Annotated in this window: 17 protein-coding genes and 1 rRNA gene; 4 read left to right on the forward strand and 14 right to left on the reverse strand. The window is 43.4% G+C overall.

The genetic code is table 11. The features are described 5' to 3' along the window. Positions 1-7 precede the first annotated feature (7 nt). A 5S ribosomal RNA gene (rrf, locus tag AACX38_RS04470) occupies positions 8-123 on the forward strand. Positions 124-186: 63 nt separating this feature from the next. Here rrf and actP read toward each other — a convergent pair. From actP to acs, 3 genes are all read right to left on the reverse strand, one after another. Next, positions 187-1,848: a cation/acetate symporter ActP gene (gene actP / locus AACX38_RS04475; RefSeq protein ID WP_099120452.1), complete on the reverse strand. Its 1,662-nt coding sequence runs from the start codon at positions 1,846-1,848 to the stop codon at positions 187-189. Next, positions 1,845-2,156, reverse strand: coding sequence for a DUF485 domain-containing protein (locus AACX38_RS04480; RefSeq protein ID WP_228863614.1), 312 nt, complete (start codon positions 2,154-2,156; stop codon positions 1,845-1,847). The genes actP and AACX38_RS04480 overlap by 4 nt, the downstream gene beginning before the upstream one ends. Before the next feature lie 194 nt (positions 2,157-2,350). Beyond that, the gene (gene acs, locus AACX38_RS04485; protein ID WP_228863615.1) at positions 2,351-4,306 is read right to left on the reverse strand and encodes an acetate--CoA ligase; all 1,956 of its coding nucleotides are present in this window, start codon (positions 4,304-4,306) and stop codon (positions 2,351-2,353) included. A gap of 391 nt (positions 4,307-4,697) precedes the next feature. On the opposite strand from acs, the gene sodA reads away from it, so the two are divergent. The 3 genes from sodA to yiiM all read left to right on the forward strand — a co-directional run bounded on the left by sodA (position 4,698) and on the right by yiiM (position 6,588). Beyond that, complete coding sequence (gene sodA / locus AACX38_RS04490) at positions 4,698-5,324, forward strand: superoxide dismutase [Mn] (protein ID WP_228863616.1); 627 nt, start codon at positions 4,698-4,700, stop codon at positions 5,322-5,324. A 115-nt stretch (positions 5,325-5,439) separates the two neighbouring features. Further along, positions 5,440-5,862, forward strand: a complete 423-nt coding sequence (locus AACX38_RS04495; RefSeq protein ID WP_228863617.1) for an Exc2 family lipoprotein — start codon at positions 5,440-5,442, stop codon at positions 5,860-5,862. A 54-nt stretch (positions 5,863-5,916) separates the two neighbouring features. Beyond that, on the forward strand, positions 5,917-6,588 hold the full coding sequence (gene yiiM / locus AACX38_RS04500; RefSeq protein WP_228858205.1) for a 6-hydroxyaminopurine reductase: 672 nt from the start codon (positions 5,917-5,919) through the stop codon (positions 6,586-6,588). A 102-nt stretch (positions 6,589-6,690) separates the two neighbouring features. On the opposite strand, the gene trpS is transcribed toward yiiM, so the two are convergent. From trpS to AACX38_RS04555, 11 genes are all read right to left on the reverse strand, one after another. Next, entirely contained in the window at positions 6,691-7,725 is a 1,035-nt protein-coding gene (trpS, locus tag AACX38_RS04505) for a tryptophan--tRNA ligase (protein ID WP_228863618.1), read from the reverse strand. A gap of 4 nt (positions 7,726-7,729) precedes the next feature. Next, positions 7,730-8,434 (reverse strand): phosphoglycolate phosphatase, encoded by a 705-nt coding sequence (locus tag AACX38_RS04510; protein ID WP_228863619.1) that lies wholly within the window; start codon positions 8,432-8,434, stop codon positions 7,730-7,732. A 14-nt stretch (positions 8,435-8,448) separates the two neighbouring features. Then, positions 8,449-9,123: a ribulose-phosphate 3-epimerase gene (gene rpe, locus AACX38_RS04515; protein ID WP_099111050.1), complete on the reverse strand. Its 675-nt coding sequence runs from the start codon at positions 9,121-9,123 to the stop codon at positions 8,449-8,451. Positions 9,124-9,180: 57 nt separating this feature from the next. Then, the gene (gene dam / locus AACX38_RS04520; RefSeq protein ID WP_228863620.1) at positions 9,181-9,999 is read right to left on the reverse strand and encodes an adenine-specific DNA-methyltransferase; all 819 of its coding nucleotides are present in this window, start codon (positions 9,997-9,999) and stop codon (positions 9,181-9,183) included. 84 nt (positions 10,000-10,083) lie between these two features. Next, a complete protein-coding gene (locus tag AACX38_RS04525; RefSeq protein WP_228863621.1) occupies positions 10,084-11,022 on the reverse strand; it encodes an SPOR domain-containing protein in 939 nt (312 codons plus the stop codon). A gap of 176 nt (positions 11,023-11,198) precedes the next feature. Beyond that, positions 11,199-12,287 carry a 3-dehydroquinate synthase gene (gene aroB / locus AACX38_RS04530; protein WP_228863622.1) on the reverse strand — a complete coding sequence of 363 codons (1,089 nt, stop codon included), beginning with the start codon at positions 12,285-12,287 and terminating at the stop codon, positions 11,199-11,201. Between the two features lie 45 nt (positions 12,288-12,332). Continuing rightward, a complete protein-coding gene (gene aroK, locus AACX38_RS04535) occupies positions 12,333-12,854 on the reverse strand; it encodes a shikimate kinase AroK (RefSeq protein ID WP_038260059.1) in 522 nt (173 codons plus the stop codon). A 403-nt stretch (positions 12,855-13,257) separates the two neighbouring features. Further along, entirely contained in the window at positions 13,258-14,343 is a 1,086-nt protein-coding gene (locus AACX38_RS04540) for a secretin N-terminal domain-containing protein (RefSeq protein WP_228863623.1), read from the reverse strand. Further along, positions 14,340-14,906, reverse strand: a complete 567-nt coding sequence (locus AACX38_RS04545) for a hypothetical protein (protein ID WP_228863624.1) — start codon at positions 14,904-14,906, stop codon at positions 14,340-14,342. The genes AACX38_RS04540 and AACX38_RS04545 overlap by 4 nt, the downstream gene beginning before the upstream one ends. After that, entirely contained in the window at positions 14,896-15,450 is a 555-nt protein-coding gene (locus AACX38_RS04550) for a PilN domain-containing protein (protein ID WP_339385656.1), read from the reverse strand. The genes AACX38_RS04545 and AACX38_RS04550 overlap by 11 nt, the downstream gene beginning before the upstream one ends. After that, a complete protein-coding gene (locus AACX38_RS04555) occupies positions 15,447-16,349 on the reverse strand; it encodes a hypothetical protein (RefSeq protein ID WP_228863626.1) in 903 nt (300 codons plus the stop codon). The genes AACX38_RS04550 and AACX38_RS04555 overlap by 4 nt, the downstream gene beginning before the upstream one ends. Between the last annotated feature and the right edge of the window lie 89 nt (positions 16,350-16,438).

Here is a 16,438-nt window from a genome sequence, read left to right on the forward strand (position 1 = left end):
GAATTTGTCTGGCGGCAATAGCGCGGTGGTCCCACCTGACCCCATGCCGAACTCAGCAGTGAAACGCCGTAGCGCCGATGGTAGTGTGGGGTCTCCCCATGTGAGAGTAGGGAACTGCCAGACATCAATTTGACAGAGAAGCCATCCTTCACCGGATGGCTTTTTTGCATTTTAAACCTGAAGAAATTAATGTGCTTTTCCTTGTTCAATTCCAATTCCTGTCTGTGAACGCAAGAATTGTCTGCGAAACATTTCGCGTTCCTGCTGGCCTTGTTCTGATGTGTCAGTGATAGAAAAGAACCACGCACCGGCAAATGCCACAATCATGGAAAATAAAGCTGGATATTCGTAGGGATAAATGGGTTTTTCATGTCCAAGAATACTAACCCAGATTGTTGGGCCTAGGATCATGAGCACAACAGCTATTATTAATCCCAGCCACCCGCCAATGAGTGCACCTCGTGTTGTCAGTTTGTTCCAGTACATTGACAGCAAAATAATCGGGAAATTACAGCTTGCTGCAATAGAGAAAGCCAGACCGACCATAAAGGCAATATTTTGTTTTTCGAATAAAATACCTAACCCAATGGCGATAACCCCGAGAAAAACAACCGTAATTTTGGAAATTCTTAATTCATCCCGTTCATTAGCCTGACCTTGTTTAATCACATTTGCATAGAGGTCATGAGAAACAGCTGAGGCACCTGCAAGTGTTAATCCCGCAACTACAGCTAAAATGGTGGCAAAGGCGACAGCAGAGATGAATCCGAGGAAGAAATCCCCACCCACAGCTGTTGCAAGGTGAACTGCAGCCATATTAGTTCCACCGAGTAATGCGCCGGAACCATCTTTAAATGCAGCATTAGGGCTGACTAACAGTATTGCGCCAAATCCGATAATAAATGTCAGAATATAGAAATAACCGATAAATCCGGTGGCATAGAAAACACTTTTACGAGCTTCTTTGGCATCATTAACGGTAAAGAATCGCATAATGATATGTGGTAAACCTGCGGTACCAAACATTAACGCTAATCCTAAAGAGAGCGCAGATATTGGGTCAGAAACTAATCCACCGGGACTCATAATTTTTTGGCCATTTGAGTGAACGGCAATAGCTTCTTTAAACAGGGTATTGAAGTTGAAATTTACGGCTTTCATGACCATCAACGCCATGAATGTGGCACCTGCCAATAACAAGATTGCTTTAATAATTTGCACCCATGTTGTTGCCAGCATTCCGCCAAACAGCACATACAGAACCATCAAAATACCAACTAAAACCACAGCGATGTAGTAATTCAGCCCAAATAATAATTCGATGAGTTTTCCTGCTCCAACCATCTGTGCAATCAGGTATAAAGCAACAACAACCAGCGAGCCTACTGCTGATAATGTACGGATTGGGCGCTGTTTTAGTCGGTAAGAAGCAACATCAGCGAATGTGTAGCGTCCTAGATTTCTTAATCGTTCTGCAATTAGGAACAAAATAATCGGCCAGCCGACAAGGAAACCAATAGAATAAATAAGGCCATCATAACCGGAGGTATAAACCAGCGCTGAAATCCCCAAAAATGATGCTGCAGACATATAATCGCCTGCAATCGCCATACCGTTTTGGAAGCCAGTGATCCGCCCGCCTGCGGTATAGTAATCAGAACGTGAAATTGTCCGTTTTGATGCCCAATAAGTGATGTAGAGTGTGAACCCGACAAATAACAGGAACATGATGATTGCCTGAATATTTAAAGGTTGTTTTTCTACATTACCTGAAATGGCATCTGCTTGAGTGAGGATGGGGTAGAGGGAAGAAAATAACGCGATTGTTGATAGGACAAGTTTTCTCATTTTCTCACCTCATTGAGAATAGCTGAGGTTAAACGATCAAATTCACCGTTCGCTCTGATGACGTAAATCCCCGTTAATATAAAAGAAATAAAAATAATACCGACACCCACAGGAATACCACGAGTCATGCTGGAACCCTCATAAAGAGGTGTGCCAAGCCATCCAGGAGCAAAAGCGATGAGGAAAATAAAACTAACATAAAGTATTAACATAATGGCAGATAACAACCAGGCAAAGCGCCCACGCTTTTCAATTAACTCTTTAAAGTGAGGGTTGTTTTCGATTTCTTGATAAATATCGGTACTCATCAGGCTATCTCCTTTTAGGTATTAAAGGACGAACCTTAAACAACATTAAGGGTTGCCAGATACGGACAGCAACATTCGAGAGAATGCATGACTATCTGCCACGTCCCTGAACAGTTCTGTATTTTTTGATGATGTTTACCAAGCCGCCTTGCGGCGGCGTGCATGTGTACTATATGTGCCTTATAGCATGTACATTAAGGCATCATTATGGATTGCTTTTCTTCCAATAATTTTTCCACAACGCCGGGATCAGCCAAAGTGGAAGTATCACCTAAGTTGCCAGTATCACCGGAAGCAATTTTGCGTAAAATACGCCGCATAATTTTTCCTGAACGTGTTTTTGGCAGAGAATCAGTCCAGTGCAGGATGTCCGGAGTCGCAATTGGGCCGATTTCTTTGCGAACCCAACTTCTGACTTCTGCATACAAATCAGGAGAAGGTTCTTCACCATGAATTAACGTGACATAAGCATAAATTGCCTGCCCTTTAATACGGTGTGGTATCCCGACAACAGCCGCTTCTGCAATTTTGGGATGAGCAACCAACGCAGATTCAATTTCTGCGGTTCCCAATCGATGGCCTGAAATATTCAGCACATCATCAACACGACCGGTAATCCAGTAATAACCATCTTCATCTCGTCTGGCGCCATCACCGCTGAAATAAACGCCTTTGAAGGTAGAAAAATAGGTTTGCTCAAAACGGTCATGATCACCAAACAATGTACGAGCTTGTCCCGGCCATGAATCGATAATGACAAGATTACCTTCACTCTCGCCACTTAAGGTTTCTCCGGTATTATCGACTATTGCCGGGCTTACGCCGAAGAATGGCAGTGTGGCTGATCCAGCTTTGAGATCGGTTGCTCCGGGCAACGGCGTGATCATGAATCCACCTGTTTCTGTTTGCCACCACGTATCGACAATAGGGCATTTACTGTTGCCTATTTTCTTGTAGTACCATTCCCAGGCTTCTGGATTGATGGGTTCACCCACTGACCCCATGATGCGTAATGATGTGCGTTTGGTGCCTTCAATGGCTTTATCCCCTTCTGCCATTAACGCTCGAATGGCTGTTGGTGCGGTATAGAGGATATTGACCTGATGTTTATCTACAACCTGACAGAGACGATTCACATCGGGATAGTTTGGCACACCTTCAAACATTAAGGTTGTTGCACCACAGGAGAGAGGGCCATAAAGCAAGTAACTATGGCCGGTTACCCAGCCTACATCAGCTGTGCACCAGTAAACTTCGCCGGAGCGGTAATCAAACGTATATTTGAATGTCAAAGATGCATAGACCAGATAACCACCAGAGGTATGTAGAACACCTTTAGGCTTACCTGTTGAACCTGATGTATAAAGAATAAATAACGGATCTTCGGCATTCATCTCTTCAGCAGGGCAATCTGAACTAATCTCTTTGGTTAATTCATGCCACCAGAGATCGCGTCCGGTATGCCAATTTGTTGCATTATTGGTACGTTTGAAGACGACAACATTAGTCACATTTGTCACAGCCGGATTGCTTAGTGCATCATCGACATTTTTTTTCAGCGGAACAACTCGGCCAGCTCGTAAACCTTCATTGGCTGTGATGATTAACTTCGCATTTGAATCGATAATTCGACCGGAAATTGCATCAGGAGAAAAGCCGCCGAAAATTACGGAGTGAATCGCGCCAACCCGGGCACAAGCCAGCATGGCGACAGCGGCTTCTGGCACCATTGGCATATAAATAGCGACAACATCGCCTTTTTTGACCCCGAGTTTTTTCAAGACATTGGCGAACTGGCAGACATCGTGGTATAGCTCCTGATACGTAACATGTCTGGATTCAGCCGGATTGTCCCCTTCCCAGATAATGGCAGTTTGATGGCCTCGCTCCTGTAAATGGCGGTCAAGGCAGTTCGCACTTAGGTTAAGTGTGCCATCTTCAAACCAGCGGATACTAATATGCCCGGGGTCGAAAGAGGTATTTTTCACCTTTGTATAAGGTTTTATCCAATCGACAATTTTACCTTTCTCTCCCCAGAACCCCTCAGGATCCTGTAGTGAGCGTTGATATTCTTGCAGATATTGTTGTTTGTTTATCAGGGCTGTTTCTGCGATGTCAGCAGGAATAGGGTGCTTAATTATTTGAGTCATATTTTTATCTCCTTGCAATTGTTAATACTATGTCAAAACAAGGTTAACTAAAGTGTAAGAAGAATTTTTGTTTCTTTTTTGCGCGGAAGATCACGCAATAGAGATAATGAATGTTATGAAGGGAACATTTAATGCGGTGTATTTATATAAAATATACCGTCATTCATAATCTCATTTTTGGAAAAATTAACTAACTATTGGATTTTATTTGGTTATTTATTCTTATTTATAGATTAAATACAAAAGGAAAGGAAACCACAGTGATAATATGGAATTGATAATCATTTTCATTATCGTTTGATTCACTATAATAATCCTGTTGCTTACAAGGTGTGATCTTCATCCCCAATAAATAAAGGGTGTATGTATTTTAAACAACTGGAGATTTAATATGAGTCATTCATTACCTTCCTTGCCTTATTCTTATGATGCTCTGGAACCTCACTTTGATGAACAAACGATGCTTATTCATCATACCAAGCACCATCAAACTTACGTTGCAAATACCAATACAGCACTGGAAAATTTCCCTGAACTAGCTGGTCTGGACATTGATGATCTGGTTCAGCAGCTTGACAGGATCCCGGCTGATAAACGTACTTTTATGCGTAATAACGCAGGGGGTCATTCAAATCACAGCATGTTCTGGAAGGGGCTGAAATTAGATACAACGTTATCCGGTGCTTTAAAAGCAGCGATAGAACGGGATTTTGGCAGTATTGATGCTTTCAAAACAAAATTCGAACAGGCAGCAGCAACCCGTTTTGGTTCTGGCTGGGCTTGGCTTGTACTGAAAGAAGACGGAAAACTTGAAGTTGTTTCTACTGCAAATCAGGATAGCCCATTGATGGGACAAGAAATTTCCGGTACTTCCGGTTATCCCATTTTAGGGCTAGATGTATGGGAACATGCTTACTACCTTAAATATCAAAATCGCCGCCCTGATTATATTAAGGCATTCTGGCATGTCGTAAATTGGGATGAAGCAGCAAGGCGCTACGAAGAAAAAATTAAATAATAGCTATTATCTTCATCTTTCAAAAAGTGCTGATCATAACCGTGGTCAGCATTTTTATTGGTCATAATTTTCGCTATCATTCGATTTTTTCTTGTTTCGCGATTAAAGGCACATAATGAAAAAGAACGCTGTCATAACGATTACAACCCTTATAGTATCCTCTCTACTAATGTCTGGCTGTGCACAGCCCAAAACAAGTGCCGAACGTAATGCCAAGCATTTTGTTTATGCTTCTAATGATGATTTCGACCCCAATTTCAGAACCAAAATCTACGATAGTATCGAGCTTTCAGTACCATTTTTTGAACAATTCTGGCAGTTGGGTAAGAAGGATAGAGAAGCAGGGGTGTCCCCTGAAGAGGCGCAGCAACGGGTAATTTATTTAAAAGGTGATGAATTCTTGAATTCAATTCGGAGAACATCACATTTTGAGGGTAGAGTTTATGAGAGCAGCGAAGGCCCTTCACTAAAATGGCGTAAGGCAATGTCCGAAGCTATATCTGCTACTTATATGGATGGTTATGAAGGTCGGAATTAACCGCTTGTTTTACTGACTGTCTGTTCATTATTTGTTTATTGAGGAGAAATGGAAATGTATTACCCGCAGATATATAGAGGAAAAATAATCTCCTCCGAGAAATTGGGATCCTCTGCAATCAATAAGCTGCTGGTAAATGGCAGTTTACAGCTTACTTCTCTGGGACTGGAAGGTGATGAACAGGCTGAAGCCCGCTTTCATGGCGGGCCGGATCGTGCACTTTGCCATTATCCGATGGAACATTATTTATTTTGGAAAAGGCAATTTCCTGAATTAATGGAATTATTTGTCCCCCCTCTCTTTGGTGAAAATATATCAACGGAAGGGATGACAGAAGAGAGTGTTTATATCGGAGACATTTTCCAGTGGGGAGAGGCAATTATTCAGGTAACTCAGCCCCGTTCGCCTTGTTATAAACTTAATATCATTACCGGTATTGAGAATTTTGCTGCCATCATGCAGGACAGAGGCTATTGCGGCTGGTTATACCGCGTGATCTCTTCAGGTGTAACCTGTGCGGGTGAACCAATAAAACTTCTCAGTCGGAATAGTGATGTTTCTGTGAAAGAAGCCATTTCCATTGCTTTCCATAGCCCATTTGATGAAGAACAATATCGTCGTTTAATGGGAGCTGCCGGGCTATCTGCCAGCTGGAATCTTACGATGCAGAAGCGGATATTACTTGGAAAAATAGAGAGTTTTAGTCACCGCTTATTTGGGAAATAAGTAAATTTTCTATTTTTAAACAGGTATTCAATTGTTTGTTACTTAAGCCATGTATATATGTCAAAGGGTCAGCGTTAATAACCCTTTGACATGTAACGACTATTACGGATGGGTAATAAACCCAATTGCTTCATAAACCTTATTCAGGGTTTCCTGAGCACGAGCCTGTGCTTTTGCTGCCCCTTCTGCCATGACTTGGTTAAGCAGAGCTTCATCATTACGGAAATGGTGATAACGTTCCTGCAAGTCAGCCAGCATTTCACACACTGCGTCTGCAACCGCACCTTTCAGGTGGCCGTACATTCTTCCTTCGAACTCGGCTTCCAATTCAGGGATGGTTTTGCCTGTTACACCTGACAGGATATCCAGCAGATTGGAAACACCCGGTTTGTTTTCCAAATCATAGCGGACACGAGGTGGCTCTTCAGAATCGGTGACTGCACGTTTGATTTTCTTGGCAACAGATTTCGGGTCTTCCAACAGAGCAATGACATTATTGCGGTTATCATCAGACTTCGACATTTTCTTGCTCGGCTCTTGTAATGACATGACACGAGCGCCTTCTTTCGGAATGAAAGGTTCCGGGATCGTGAAAATCTCACCGTAAAGAGCATTGAAACGTTGTGCTAAATCACGCGTCAATTCAAGGTGCTGTTTCTGATCAATACCTACAGGGATCTGATTAGCCTGATAAAGCAAAATGTCAGCAGCCATCAGTACAGGATAGTTAAACAGACCCGCGTTAATATTTTCAGGGAAACGGGCGGACTTATCCTTAAACTGTGTCATGCGGCTGAGTTCGCCGAAATAGGTATAACAATTCAGTGCCCAGGCTAGCTGGTTATGCTGAGGTACGTGTGATTGTACGAAAATAGTGCTTTTCTTTGGATCGATACCACAGGCAAGGTAAAGTGCCAGCGTATCCAGCGTGCGTTTTTTCAGTTCTTCAGGATCCTGACGTACGGTAATACTGTGCTGGTTAACAATACAATAGATGCAATCATATTCATCCTGCATCTGAACCCACTGACGTAACGCTCCCATGTAGTTACCGATGGTCAATTCACCGGAGGGTTGTGCGCCGCTGAATACAATAGGTTTCTGTGTTTTTGGTTTCGTTGCTGTGGGTTCGTTCATTTTATTACGCTTCCTGTAAGTTCAAAGTTGGTAATCCAATTGTTGGTAGTAAATCCGGGAAATTGTCTAGTACATAATCCGGGTGATTTAATGCTATTGATTCCCCATAGTTATATCCATAGGTTAAGCCAACACAAGGGCAGCCTGCCGCCTGTGCAGCCAAAATATCATTACGGGAATCACCAACAAAAAGCAATTCATCTTTATTTAAACCAAGCATGCCCATTGTCAGATACAGTGGCGCCGGGTGAGGTTTTTTCTGTTTAACATCGTCTCCTCCCAGTACCAGTGAAAAGTATTGACTGATACCAAGAGATTCCAGTAATGGAGCAATAAAAGGTGTCGGCTTATTAGTAATAATTGCCATCGGCAGGTTGTGTTTTGCCAGCTCAGCCAGAGTTTCTTTGACATGAGGAAACAGTTTGCTGCCCGTTGTAACGGTAGTTTCATAGAATTTATCGAACAGACTGCGGACTTCACTGAACAGTTCAGGGGAAAACTCTCCGACAGCCCATTTTAGGGCACGTTCAACCATGATGTCCGCGCCATTACCCACCCACACAGCAACGCGTTCTTTGCCTGCTGCGGGCAGACCTTTGGTGAGTAAGGCCTGATCCAGAGCATCTGCCAGCCCACCGGCGCTGTCTACCAGCGTTCCATCCAGATCAAATGCAATGGCCTGAATTGCTTGTACTACATTTTTTTTCATCATGTTGCCTGTCGTTATGCCACTGTTGATAACTCACTGCGCATTTCATCAATGACTGCTTTATAGTCAGGCTGACTGAAAATAGCAGAGCCTGCAACGAACATATCTGCACCAGCCTGAGCTGCCGCAGCGATGTTGTTGGCTTTGATACCACCATCAATTTCGAGACGGATATCATAGCCGCTTTCATCGATAATTTTACGGACATGACGCAATTTATGTAGGGTTTCCGGAATGAAAGACTGACCGCCGAAACCGGGGTTAACTGACATCAATAAAATAACGTCGAGTTTATCCAGTACATAATCCAGATAGCTGAGAGGTGTTGCCGGATTGAATACCAGACCAGCTTTACAGCCATGATCTTTAATCAGCTGTAGTGTCCGGTGAATATGTTCACTCGCTTCGGGATGGAAAGTGATATAGGTTGCACCGGCCTTAGCAAAATCGGGGATAATGCGATCTACAGGCTTCACCATCAGATGAACATCAATGGGAGCGGTAATACCATAATCGCGCAGTGCCTGACAGACCATCGGGCCAATTGTCAGGTTTGGTACGTAATGGTTATCCATAACGTCAAAATGCACAACATCAGCACCGGCAGCCAGCACCTTTGCGGTATCTTCACCCAGACGGGCGAAATCTGCAGATAGAATGGATGGGGCAATCAGAAAATCTTTCTTCATTATTCTCTTCTCCAATTCATTGTTTATCCCCGTTATTTCAGGGGCAGGAAACCTCAATCACTTCTGGCAGTATAACGCCAAAAGTTCATCAACTTTACTGCGGGCAAGAATATTTCTACTTATTGTCCGGCGGGCTTTAACAATGTAAAGGGAAGCATGATGATACCATTCACGTGTCATCGGCGTGTCATGGTTGGATATGAGCACCGGAATACCATGTTGAGACGAAAGATTATAGGCAAGTCGCGCCAGATTTTCTTGGTCTGTCAGGTTAAAACTATTTGTATGGTAGGCTGTAAAATTTGCGGTTGCTGAAAGAGGAGCATATGGCGGGTCGCAGTAAACCACTGAACCTTTTGGGACATTAGTTAATGCAACTTCATAATGCTGGCAGATAAAAGTAGCCTTCTTAGATTTTTCAGCGAACCAATACAGCTCATCTTCCGGAAAATAAGGTTTTTTATAGCGTCCGAAAGGAACATTAAACTCGCCGCGTAAATTATAGCGACACAGGCCGTTATAGCAGTGACGGTTAAGATACAGAAACAACACGCTGCGATGGAATGGATCTTTGCTTTTGTTGAACTCTTCTCTCAGGCGATAGAAGGTTTCAGACGTATTGTATGCTGGTGAAAATAAGGGACGGACATGATCAATAAACTCACCCGCACGAAATTTTACCGTATCGTACAGATTGATCAGATCACTATTGATATCTGATAAGAGATAAGAATCATAATCGGTATTCAGGAATACCGAGCCTGCGCCAACAAATGGCTCAACTAAGCGATCGCCCTCTGGCAGATGACGTTTAATATCATCCACCAAGGGGTATTTTCCACCGGCCCATTTTAAGAAAGCGCGTTTTTTTTTCATGCCGTCAATAAAGTATTCAATAATTTCAGAGTCGCAGATTGTACTCTGTTTAGGACAGCATATCAGCGCCTAATCAAAATAGTTTTATTTTTTCAGATCTTGATGAACCTGTTGTAGTTTTCTTACCCAGGGTTTTTGTGTCCGAACGTCTACAGGGAGTGAGGCAATCGCTTTTTTGGCGTCAGAAGCGGAATTGTAGCTACCGTAGATCAAAATAAACCATGTCTTATCATTACGTTTAGTTTCATAAACTTTGTAATGGGAAAGGTTATTCTTTTTCGCAAAAGCAATCAAGGTATCCGGGCGACTGGCGCTGCTTAACTGGAGTGTAAACCGATTTGCCGGTACTTTGAGTAGGTCTTCACCGATACTTGCAGTACTTTGCTTATTTGTCTGATGGTCAGTCGTTGCGGGTTTTGTGGCGACCTTATGTTGTTTTTCGGTTTTTTGCTGTTCAACCGGTGTTACTGTCGTCTGCTTTACACGGCTCTGTTGTGGTGCCGGCTGGTTTTCCTGTTCCGTATTTTTTTGTACCGCATTGTTGATATTGCTCTGTTGCTGATTCAAAGCATCAGAAATATCACCGGGTAATTCGATACGTTGGTTGTAGCCTCCTGTTCCGCTGGTCGGGGAAAGGTTCTGGCTAGGGGTACTGCTGATTGGCGGCATGCCGATTTCATGCGGATGGTCAGTGGCAGAAGTTGCAGATGTGGATGGTGCTTCCTGTGCGCTATTTTGCTCATTGTCGGAAGATGATGAAGTGCCGGATAGATTAATACTTTTCTCGACTGAATTTGATGACTGTTGCTTTTCATGTTCTGTTGGCGATTTCAGGGCAGAACTGATAGCGATAATGAGCAGTAGAAGCACAAGGATACCGGCTCCAATCATCATTTGTTGACGGGATATTGCCAGTTTTGGATTCTGCTTCTGAGGGCGTGATCGCTGAGGAGGACGATCAGATGTATCGGGTTTAAACTCGTTTTCTGTTTTTTGTTTATTTTCTGATTTTAATTCGTCCATATGCCCTCCCAGCTGATGAGATAATACTGCCAATTGCTATGTGACTAATAATAGAATTATAGGTTCGGCGGCCTGACCTAACTGAAGCTGTTCACATTATACCCATTATTTGAAAAATCTATCGGATATATCTATCAATGTAGCTATTTTATAGCAAACAGCCAGAAAATTAGGGATCATTCACGACAACGTCGGATGGCATTTAATATGACATCGGTGCTGATATCAGAACGAAGTTCTGCTTTCCCGATAGCTGTGGGTAATACCAGCCGAAGCTTGCCCGCAGTGACTTTTTTATCGCGCATCATATGAGGTAAATAATTTTCAGGAGGCATTTCTGACGGGCCATGTACAGGCAGTTTTGCTCTTTCCAGCAGGCTGATAATGCGCTGTGTGTCCTGACCGGAGAATGAGCCAACAAGTTCAGAAGCCCGTGCAGCCATGACCATCCCTGCTGCGACTGCTTGCCCGTGCAGCCAGACTCCGTATCCCATTTCAGCTTCAATCGCATGCCCGAAAGTATGGCCGAGATTTAATAAAGCCCGCATACCTGAGCGTTCATGCTCATCTGCTGCAACAACAAGGGCTTTCAGCTCACAGCAACGACGAATGCAGTAAGCCATAGCCTGATGATCGAGATCCAATAATTTTTCGATATTGCTTTCAAGCCAGTCGAAAAATTCACCGTCCAGAATCACGCCATATTTGATCACTTCAGCCAGCCCTGCATACAGCTCTTGGGCTGGCAGGGTATTTAAGCAGTTGAGATCAATGATCACAGAGGCGGGCTGGTAAAACGCCCCAATCATGTTTTTTCCGAGGGGGTGGTTGACTCCGGTTTTTCCACCAACAGAAGAGTCAACCTGAGAAAGTAGAGTGGTGGGCACCTGAATGAAACGGGTGCCGCGCTGATAGCTGGCAGCAGCAAACCCCGTCATATCACCGATGACACCACCACCGAGAGCGATAAGCGTTGTGTCCCGAGCATGATTATTTTCCAGTAAGGCCGAAAATATATCATTGAGCACAAAAAGTGATTTGTATTGTTCACCGTCAGGTAAGATAACTTCATTCACCCGAAGGCCCATATTCAGCAATGTGGATTTCACCTGTTCAAGATACAGGGGAGCCAGTGTTTCATTGGTCACTATCATGACCTGCTGACCAGATTGCAGGGGCCTGAATGCTTCACTGCTCGAAAACAGCCCTTGGGCGATGGTAATTGGATAGCTTCTTTCACCTAACGTAACAATCACTTGTTCCATATCAGCTTTCGCCTTATTTTTTGCAACGGATTGAATCCGCGGAAATTAATTTTTTTCCAATAATTCAATAATTTGATTAGCTACAACTTTGGCGCTTTGCTCATCTGTACGTATTGTCAGGTCAGCAATTTCCTCATACAGAGGATTGCGCTCATCAGCCAGATTTTCTAAAACTTCACGTGCTGGTGCATCAACTTGAAGTAAAGGGCGTTTTTTGTCGCGCTGGGTACGAGCTAACTGTTTTTCGATAGTTGTTTCTAAATAGACGACAACACCACGGGCAGACAGACGATTGCGGGTTTCTTTTGACTTAACAGAACCCCCCCCAGTTGCCAATACAATGCCTTGTTTCTCAGTCAGTTCGTTAATTATTTTTTCTTCGCGTTCACGGAAGCCTTCTTCGCCTTCCACATCGAATACCCAGCCCACGTCAGCTCCGGTACGTCGCTCAATTTCTTGATCGGAGTCGTAAAACTCCATATTGAGTTGCTGAGCTAACTGACGACCAATAGTGCTTTTGCCGGCACCCATAGGCCCAACCAGAAAGATATTGCGTTTCTCTGCCATGTTTTTGGTATTACTAAGACTATTTGTTAATGATAACCCGCCCCGCCAATCAGATTAGCCGCGGGACCTAAACTGAAACCTCATGAGTGAAATGTGAGATCAGATGGAAAAATTATCTCAGCACATCAGCCTATATTGCAACTATATAAATCAGCACGAACCGATTGAATCGGGTTCATGCTTTTTTTTCTGGCTGACTGTAACCCTACCCATGAATATTTTGGTAGGCTTTTGCTGGTAATGAGAGACCTGCTCACTCAATTAGATAATCCTTGTATGCTAAATTGCCCTCAGCGTCAAATCCATAAACAGGTCAGACCAAGGAAAATGGCTGATAATCGGGCGATAAAATCACATATGCTGCATTTAACTAACTGATAAATATATCTATATTTTAATGTGATTAAATATCGGTCAATTGAGGTGTAATAAAAATTACGAGCTCCCTTCGGCTATGTCGTTCTCCCTGTTGGTTAAATAATGCTCCCAATATAGGAATTTCTGACAAGTAGGGCACTTTTTGCAGACTGGCGCCTTTTTTCTGTTGAAAAATACCGCCTAAAATAAGCGTTTCACCATTTCTAACGGTAACTTGTGTCATTATTTCTTGTTTATCAATCGCCAGATTTTCATTTCCGCCCTGATTAATGGGAAGGCCGGGCGCATTCTGGCTGATCTTGAGTATTAACCGGATTTTTCCGTTTTTTAAAATGTGTGGAGTGACCTCCATTCCCAATACGGCCTCTTTAAACTGAATCGTTGTTTTATCCTTATTCTGTACGATATAAGGAATATCAGAACCCTGTTTAATACTGGCAGGTTGCTGATGTGAGGCTGTCAGTCGTGGGCTGGCAATGATATCCAGTTGATTTTCTTGTTCTAATGCACTGAGTTCCATTTCCAGCAGAGTGGCATGGATACGGGCTGCATTCAGCACTAAACGATGGCTTTGGCTACCCGCAGGCTGATGCAGGTTCAGTCGGTTAAACCCCAGTGCCCGATTTAGTGGATCGGCGGTCATGCCCCAGTGAATACCTAATTCATGCAGAGCTTCTCTACTGCTGGTGACAATATGCGCTGTAATTTGTACTTGTTGTTGTGGAGTGTCCACTTCTTTCAGCCAGTTTTTGATGCGAGTAATAGCATCAAATTTATCTTCTAATATCAGGCTGTTTGTTAAAGCATCATGTTCTACTTTTCCCCATTTTGTCAGCAACGCTGGGGTATTTTTTTGCAATTGTTCTGTTATTTTTCCTGCATCAGCGTATTGCAGGGTAATAACCTGATATTCGATTTCCTGATCATCATGTTCTGACTGATGGAACTCCGTTGCTTCATCTGCCGTATTTTCATTGATAGGGTCGTGTGGCGGCCGGAAAGGATCTCTGACATTTATGGAAAAAGCCGTTTCTTCCGGTTCAGTATCTTCAGCACAACTGAAAAAGGATAAAAACAGGAGAGCCAGTAAGGTGTAAACACAATTCTTCATTGCTGCTTTTCCTCATAATTTATATTTTCCTCATGACTCATATCTGCCAGTACCATGCGGACGGTCAGGCTATTATCGGCGGGGGTGATTGTGAGGTGTTTAATCAGCAATAATGGCCGTAACTGCTGAATTTCACTCAGAAAGCGGAGTAATTGCTCGTAGGTCAGTGACAATATGATATGCCATAAAACCTGATGACCTTCTTTGTGGCTTTTCCATTCCATCAGTTGGCTGCCGGAACGGGTTAAAGGCTGGTGGAGCCGTTTAAGTACCGTAGCTTTCGGGGATGATATCATGTGACGATTTGAGTCGAGATTAGCGGTTATCTGTTGGATCTGCTGGTGGAGTTCGGTTAAGTCCGGTAGTTCGGAAAAACGGGTTTGAGATAATGTAATATCATTTTTCTGCTCTGCCATTTTGGAGCGAAAAGAATGAATGGCATCTTTATTGTCCTGCCAGACAAAAAAATAGAACCCCAAAATAAGAGGAACGATCACCAATTGCTGTAATAAAAATAATTGCCATGCAGGGCGAAATAACCACACCAGATAATTATTTTTCATTACTGTTCCCCATCAACCACTCAGCATCAATGGTAAATACCCGGAGATAGTCTTCAGATGTCGTTGTCATTTTTTTCAGTTGGACATTGATAAGTGAAATATTGCCTGTCAGGTTATCCAATAAATCAGAAACATCTTCATAACTCTGGCTATTGGCAGCAAAAACTAATTGGCCGGAATCATCGCTGAATGTGGTTAGCCAGCTTTTTTCCGGTAATAAGTGAGGAAGCTGGCGAAATAGCTGTAAATATCGCTGGTTCTGCTCCATGAATAACTGTTTTTTCCTTAATTGTTGAGCCAGCTGTTGTTGCTGATGAACAGCCTGCTCTGTTTCACTGATAGTTTGTTTTAATTGCGCAAGTTGGCGGCTATTTTCAGTAAATTGGTTTTGATATTGTCCAATTTGTTGTTTTTGCTCTATTGAAATGATTACCAGAGCGGCAATCCACAGGAACAGTTGCAACCCGAGGAACAGCCCCCATTTATGGCACCGACGTTTAAGCCTTGCCTGTCGCCAGGGTAGAAAATTCACCTGATGCATCATTGGTCATCCGGTCGTAGTGCTAATCCTGCCGCTATCATGAAAGCACCGATGTTTTCCGGTATTGGGGGCTGGTAATGGCAAAATGCTGACAGTAGGTGCCAGACCTGAACGGATCCTGCTGGCGCGGCCTGCTGCTTTATGGGAGTAAGGCTGGTGGGTTGTTCATCACTGTAATAAATCGGGTAATTTTCCCCATCCGGAGTAATGGGGAGCTGGTTAATGACCTGTGTCAGACTGGCATGAGACTGGGTTGATACCAGCCCATAACTGAAAGGCAGGCTCGCCGGGGCCAGCCATAGCCAGTCAGTTTTCCGTTGATGAACCAGCCAGCTGTTACCGGGAATTCCGGCAAGTTCGGCTACATAGCGTAATGCGCAGGGGGCAATATCGATGGCATCGGGTGATAAACCGACTTCTGCGAGCAGGCTGAGCCAGAAATTAAGGTCTTTTTGGCGGGTAGCACTTATACAGATTTGTTGCCCATGTACCCGATAATCGAGAGCCAGATCAGTGGTGGGGAATTGCTTTTCGGCATTAGCACGGACAAACCAACCGAGTTCCGGCTCCTGTAATGAGATGTGCTGAGGCAGAGGAATTTGTTTCTGTAATGTTTGTTGAACAGGTAGTGCCAGCCTTAATTTAACCTTGTTAGGTAATATTTGCCGCCACTGCGTTAAAATTTTGCGTAATTTTTCTGGATACTGTAACCATCCCCCTGAGATAGGGGTGTTTGGTACCTGATTTAATAAGGGAGTTTCACTAAATGATGGTGTTTCATTAAATAAAGAGTAGTGCCAGCAGTGCCGGAATTGCCAGCCGTGACGGCGTTTAGTGGCGGCAAGCGCACGAATGTAATGATTATGGATATCCAGGCCGATATACCATTTGGCTGGGTACATATAGTGATTTCCTTATCAGTGATTAGTAATTAATGAAAGGTCATATTCATCGTGTTGTATAGCCTTTATACTACGTACTAATCGTTTAT

The organism is Xenorhabdus sp. PB30.3 (assembly GCF_963895965.1).
Lineage (GTDB): Bacteria > Pseudomonadota > Gammaproteobacteria > Enterobacterales > Enterobacteriaceae > Xenorhabdus > Xenorhabdus stockiae.

Coding starts and splice junctions, on each gene's coding strand:
- actP (WP_099120452.1), bottom strand. CDS start 1,848: ATGAGAAAACTTGTCCTATCAACAATCGCGTTATTTTCTTCCCTCTAC.
- AACX38_RS04480 (WP_228863614.1), bottom strand. CDS start 2,156: ATGAGTACCGATATTTATCAAGAAATCGAAAACAACCCTCACTTTAAA.
- acs (WP_228863615.1), bottom strand. CDS start 4,306: ATGACTCAAATAATTAAGCACCCTATTCCTGCTGACATCGCAGAAACA.
- sodA (WP_228863616.1), top strand. CDS start 4,698: ATGAGTCATTCATTACCTTCCTTGCCTTATTCTTATGATGCTCTGGAA.
- AACX38_RS04495 (WP_228863617.1), top strand. CDS start 5,440: ATGAAAAAGAACGCTGTCATAACGATTACAACCCTTATAGTATCCTCT.
- yiiM (WP_228858205.1), top strand. CDS start 5,917: ATGTATTACCCGCAGATATATAGAGGAAAAATAATCTCCTCCGAGAAA.
- trpS (WP_228863618.1), bottom strand. CDS start 7,725: ATGAACGAACCCACAGCAACGAAACCAAAAACACAGAAACCTATTGTA.
- AACX38_RS04510 (WP_228863619.1), bottom strand. CDS start 8,434: ATGAAAAAAAATGTAGTACAAGCAATTCAGGCCATTGCATTTGATCTG.
- rpe (WP_099111050.1), bottom strand. CDS start 9,123: ATGAAGAAAGATTTTCTGATTGCCCCATCCATTCTATCTGCAGATTTC.
- dam (WP_228863620.1), bottom strand. CDS start 9,999: ATGAAAAAAAAACGCGCTTTCTTAAAATGGGCCGGTGGAAAATACCCC.
- AACX38_RS04525 (WP_228863621.1), bottom strand. CDS start 11,022: ATGGACGAATTAAAATCAGAAAATAAACAAAAAACAGAAAACGAGTTT.
- aroB (WP_228863622.1), bottom strand. CDS start 12,287: ATGGAACAAGTGATTGTTACGTTAGGTGAAAGAAGCTATCCAATTACC.
- aroK (WP_038260059.1), bottom strand. CDS start 12,854: ATGGCAGAGAAACGCAATATCTTTCTGGTTGGGCCTATGGGTGCCGGC.
- AACX38_RS04540 (WP_228863623.1), bottom strand. CDS start 14,343: ATGAAGAATTGTGTTTACACCTTACTGGCTCTCCTGTTTTTATCCTTT.
- AACX38_RS04545 (WP_228863624.1), bottom strand. CDS start 14,906: ATGAAAAATAATTATCTGGTGTGGTTATTTCGCCCTGCATGGCAATTA.
- AACX38_RS04550 (WP_339385656.1), bottom strand. CDS start 15,450: ATGATGCATCAGGTGAATTTTCTACCCTGGCGACAGGCAAGGCTTAAA.
- AACX38_RS04555 (WP_228863626.1), bottom strand. CDS start 16,349: ATGTACCCAGCCAAATGGTATATCGGCCTGGATATCCATAATCATTAC.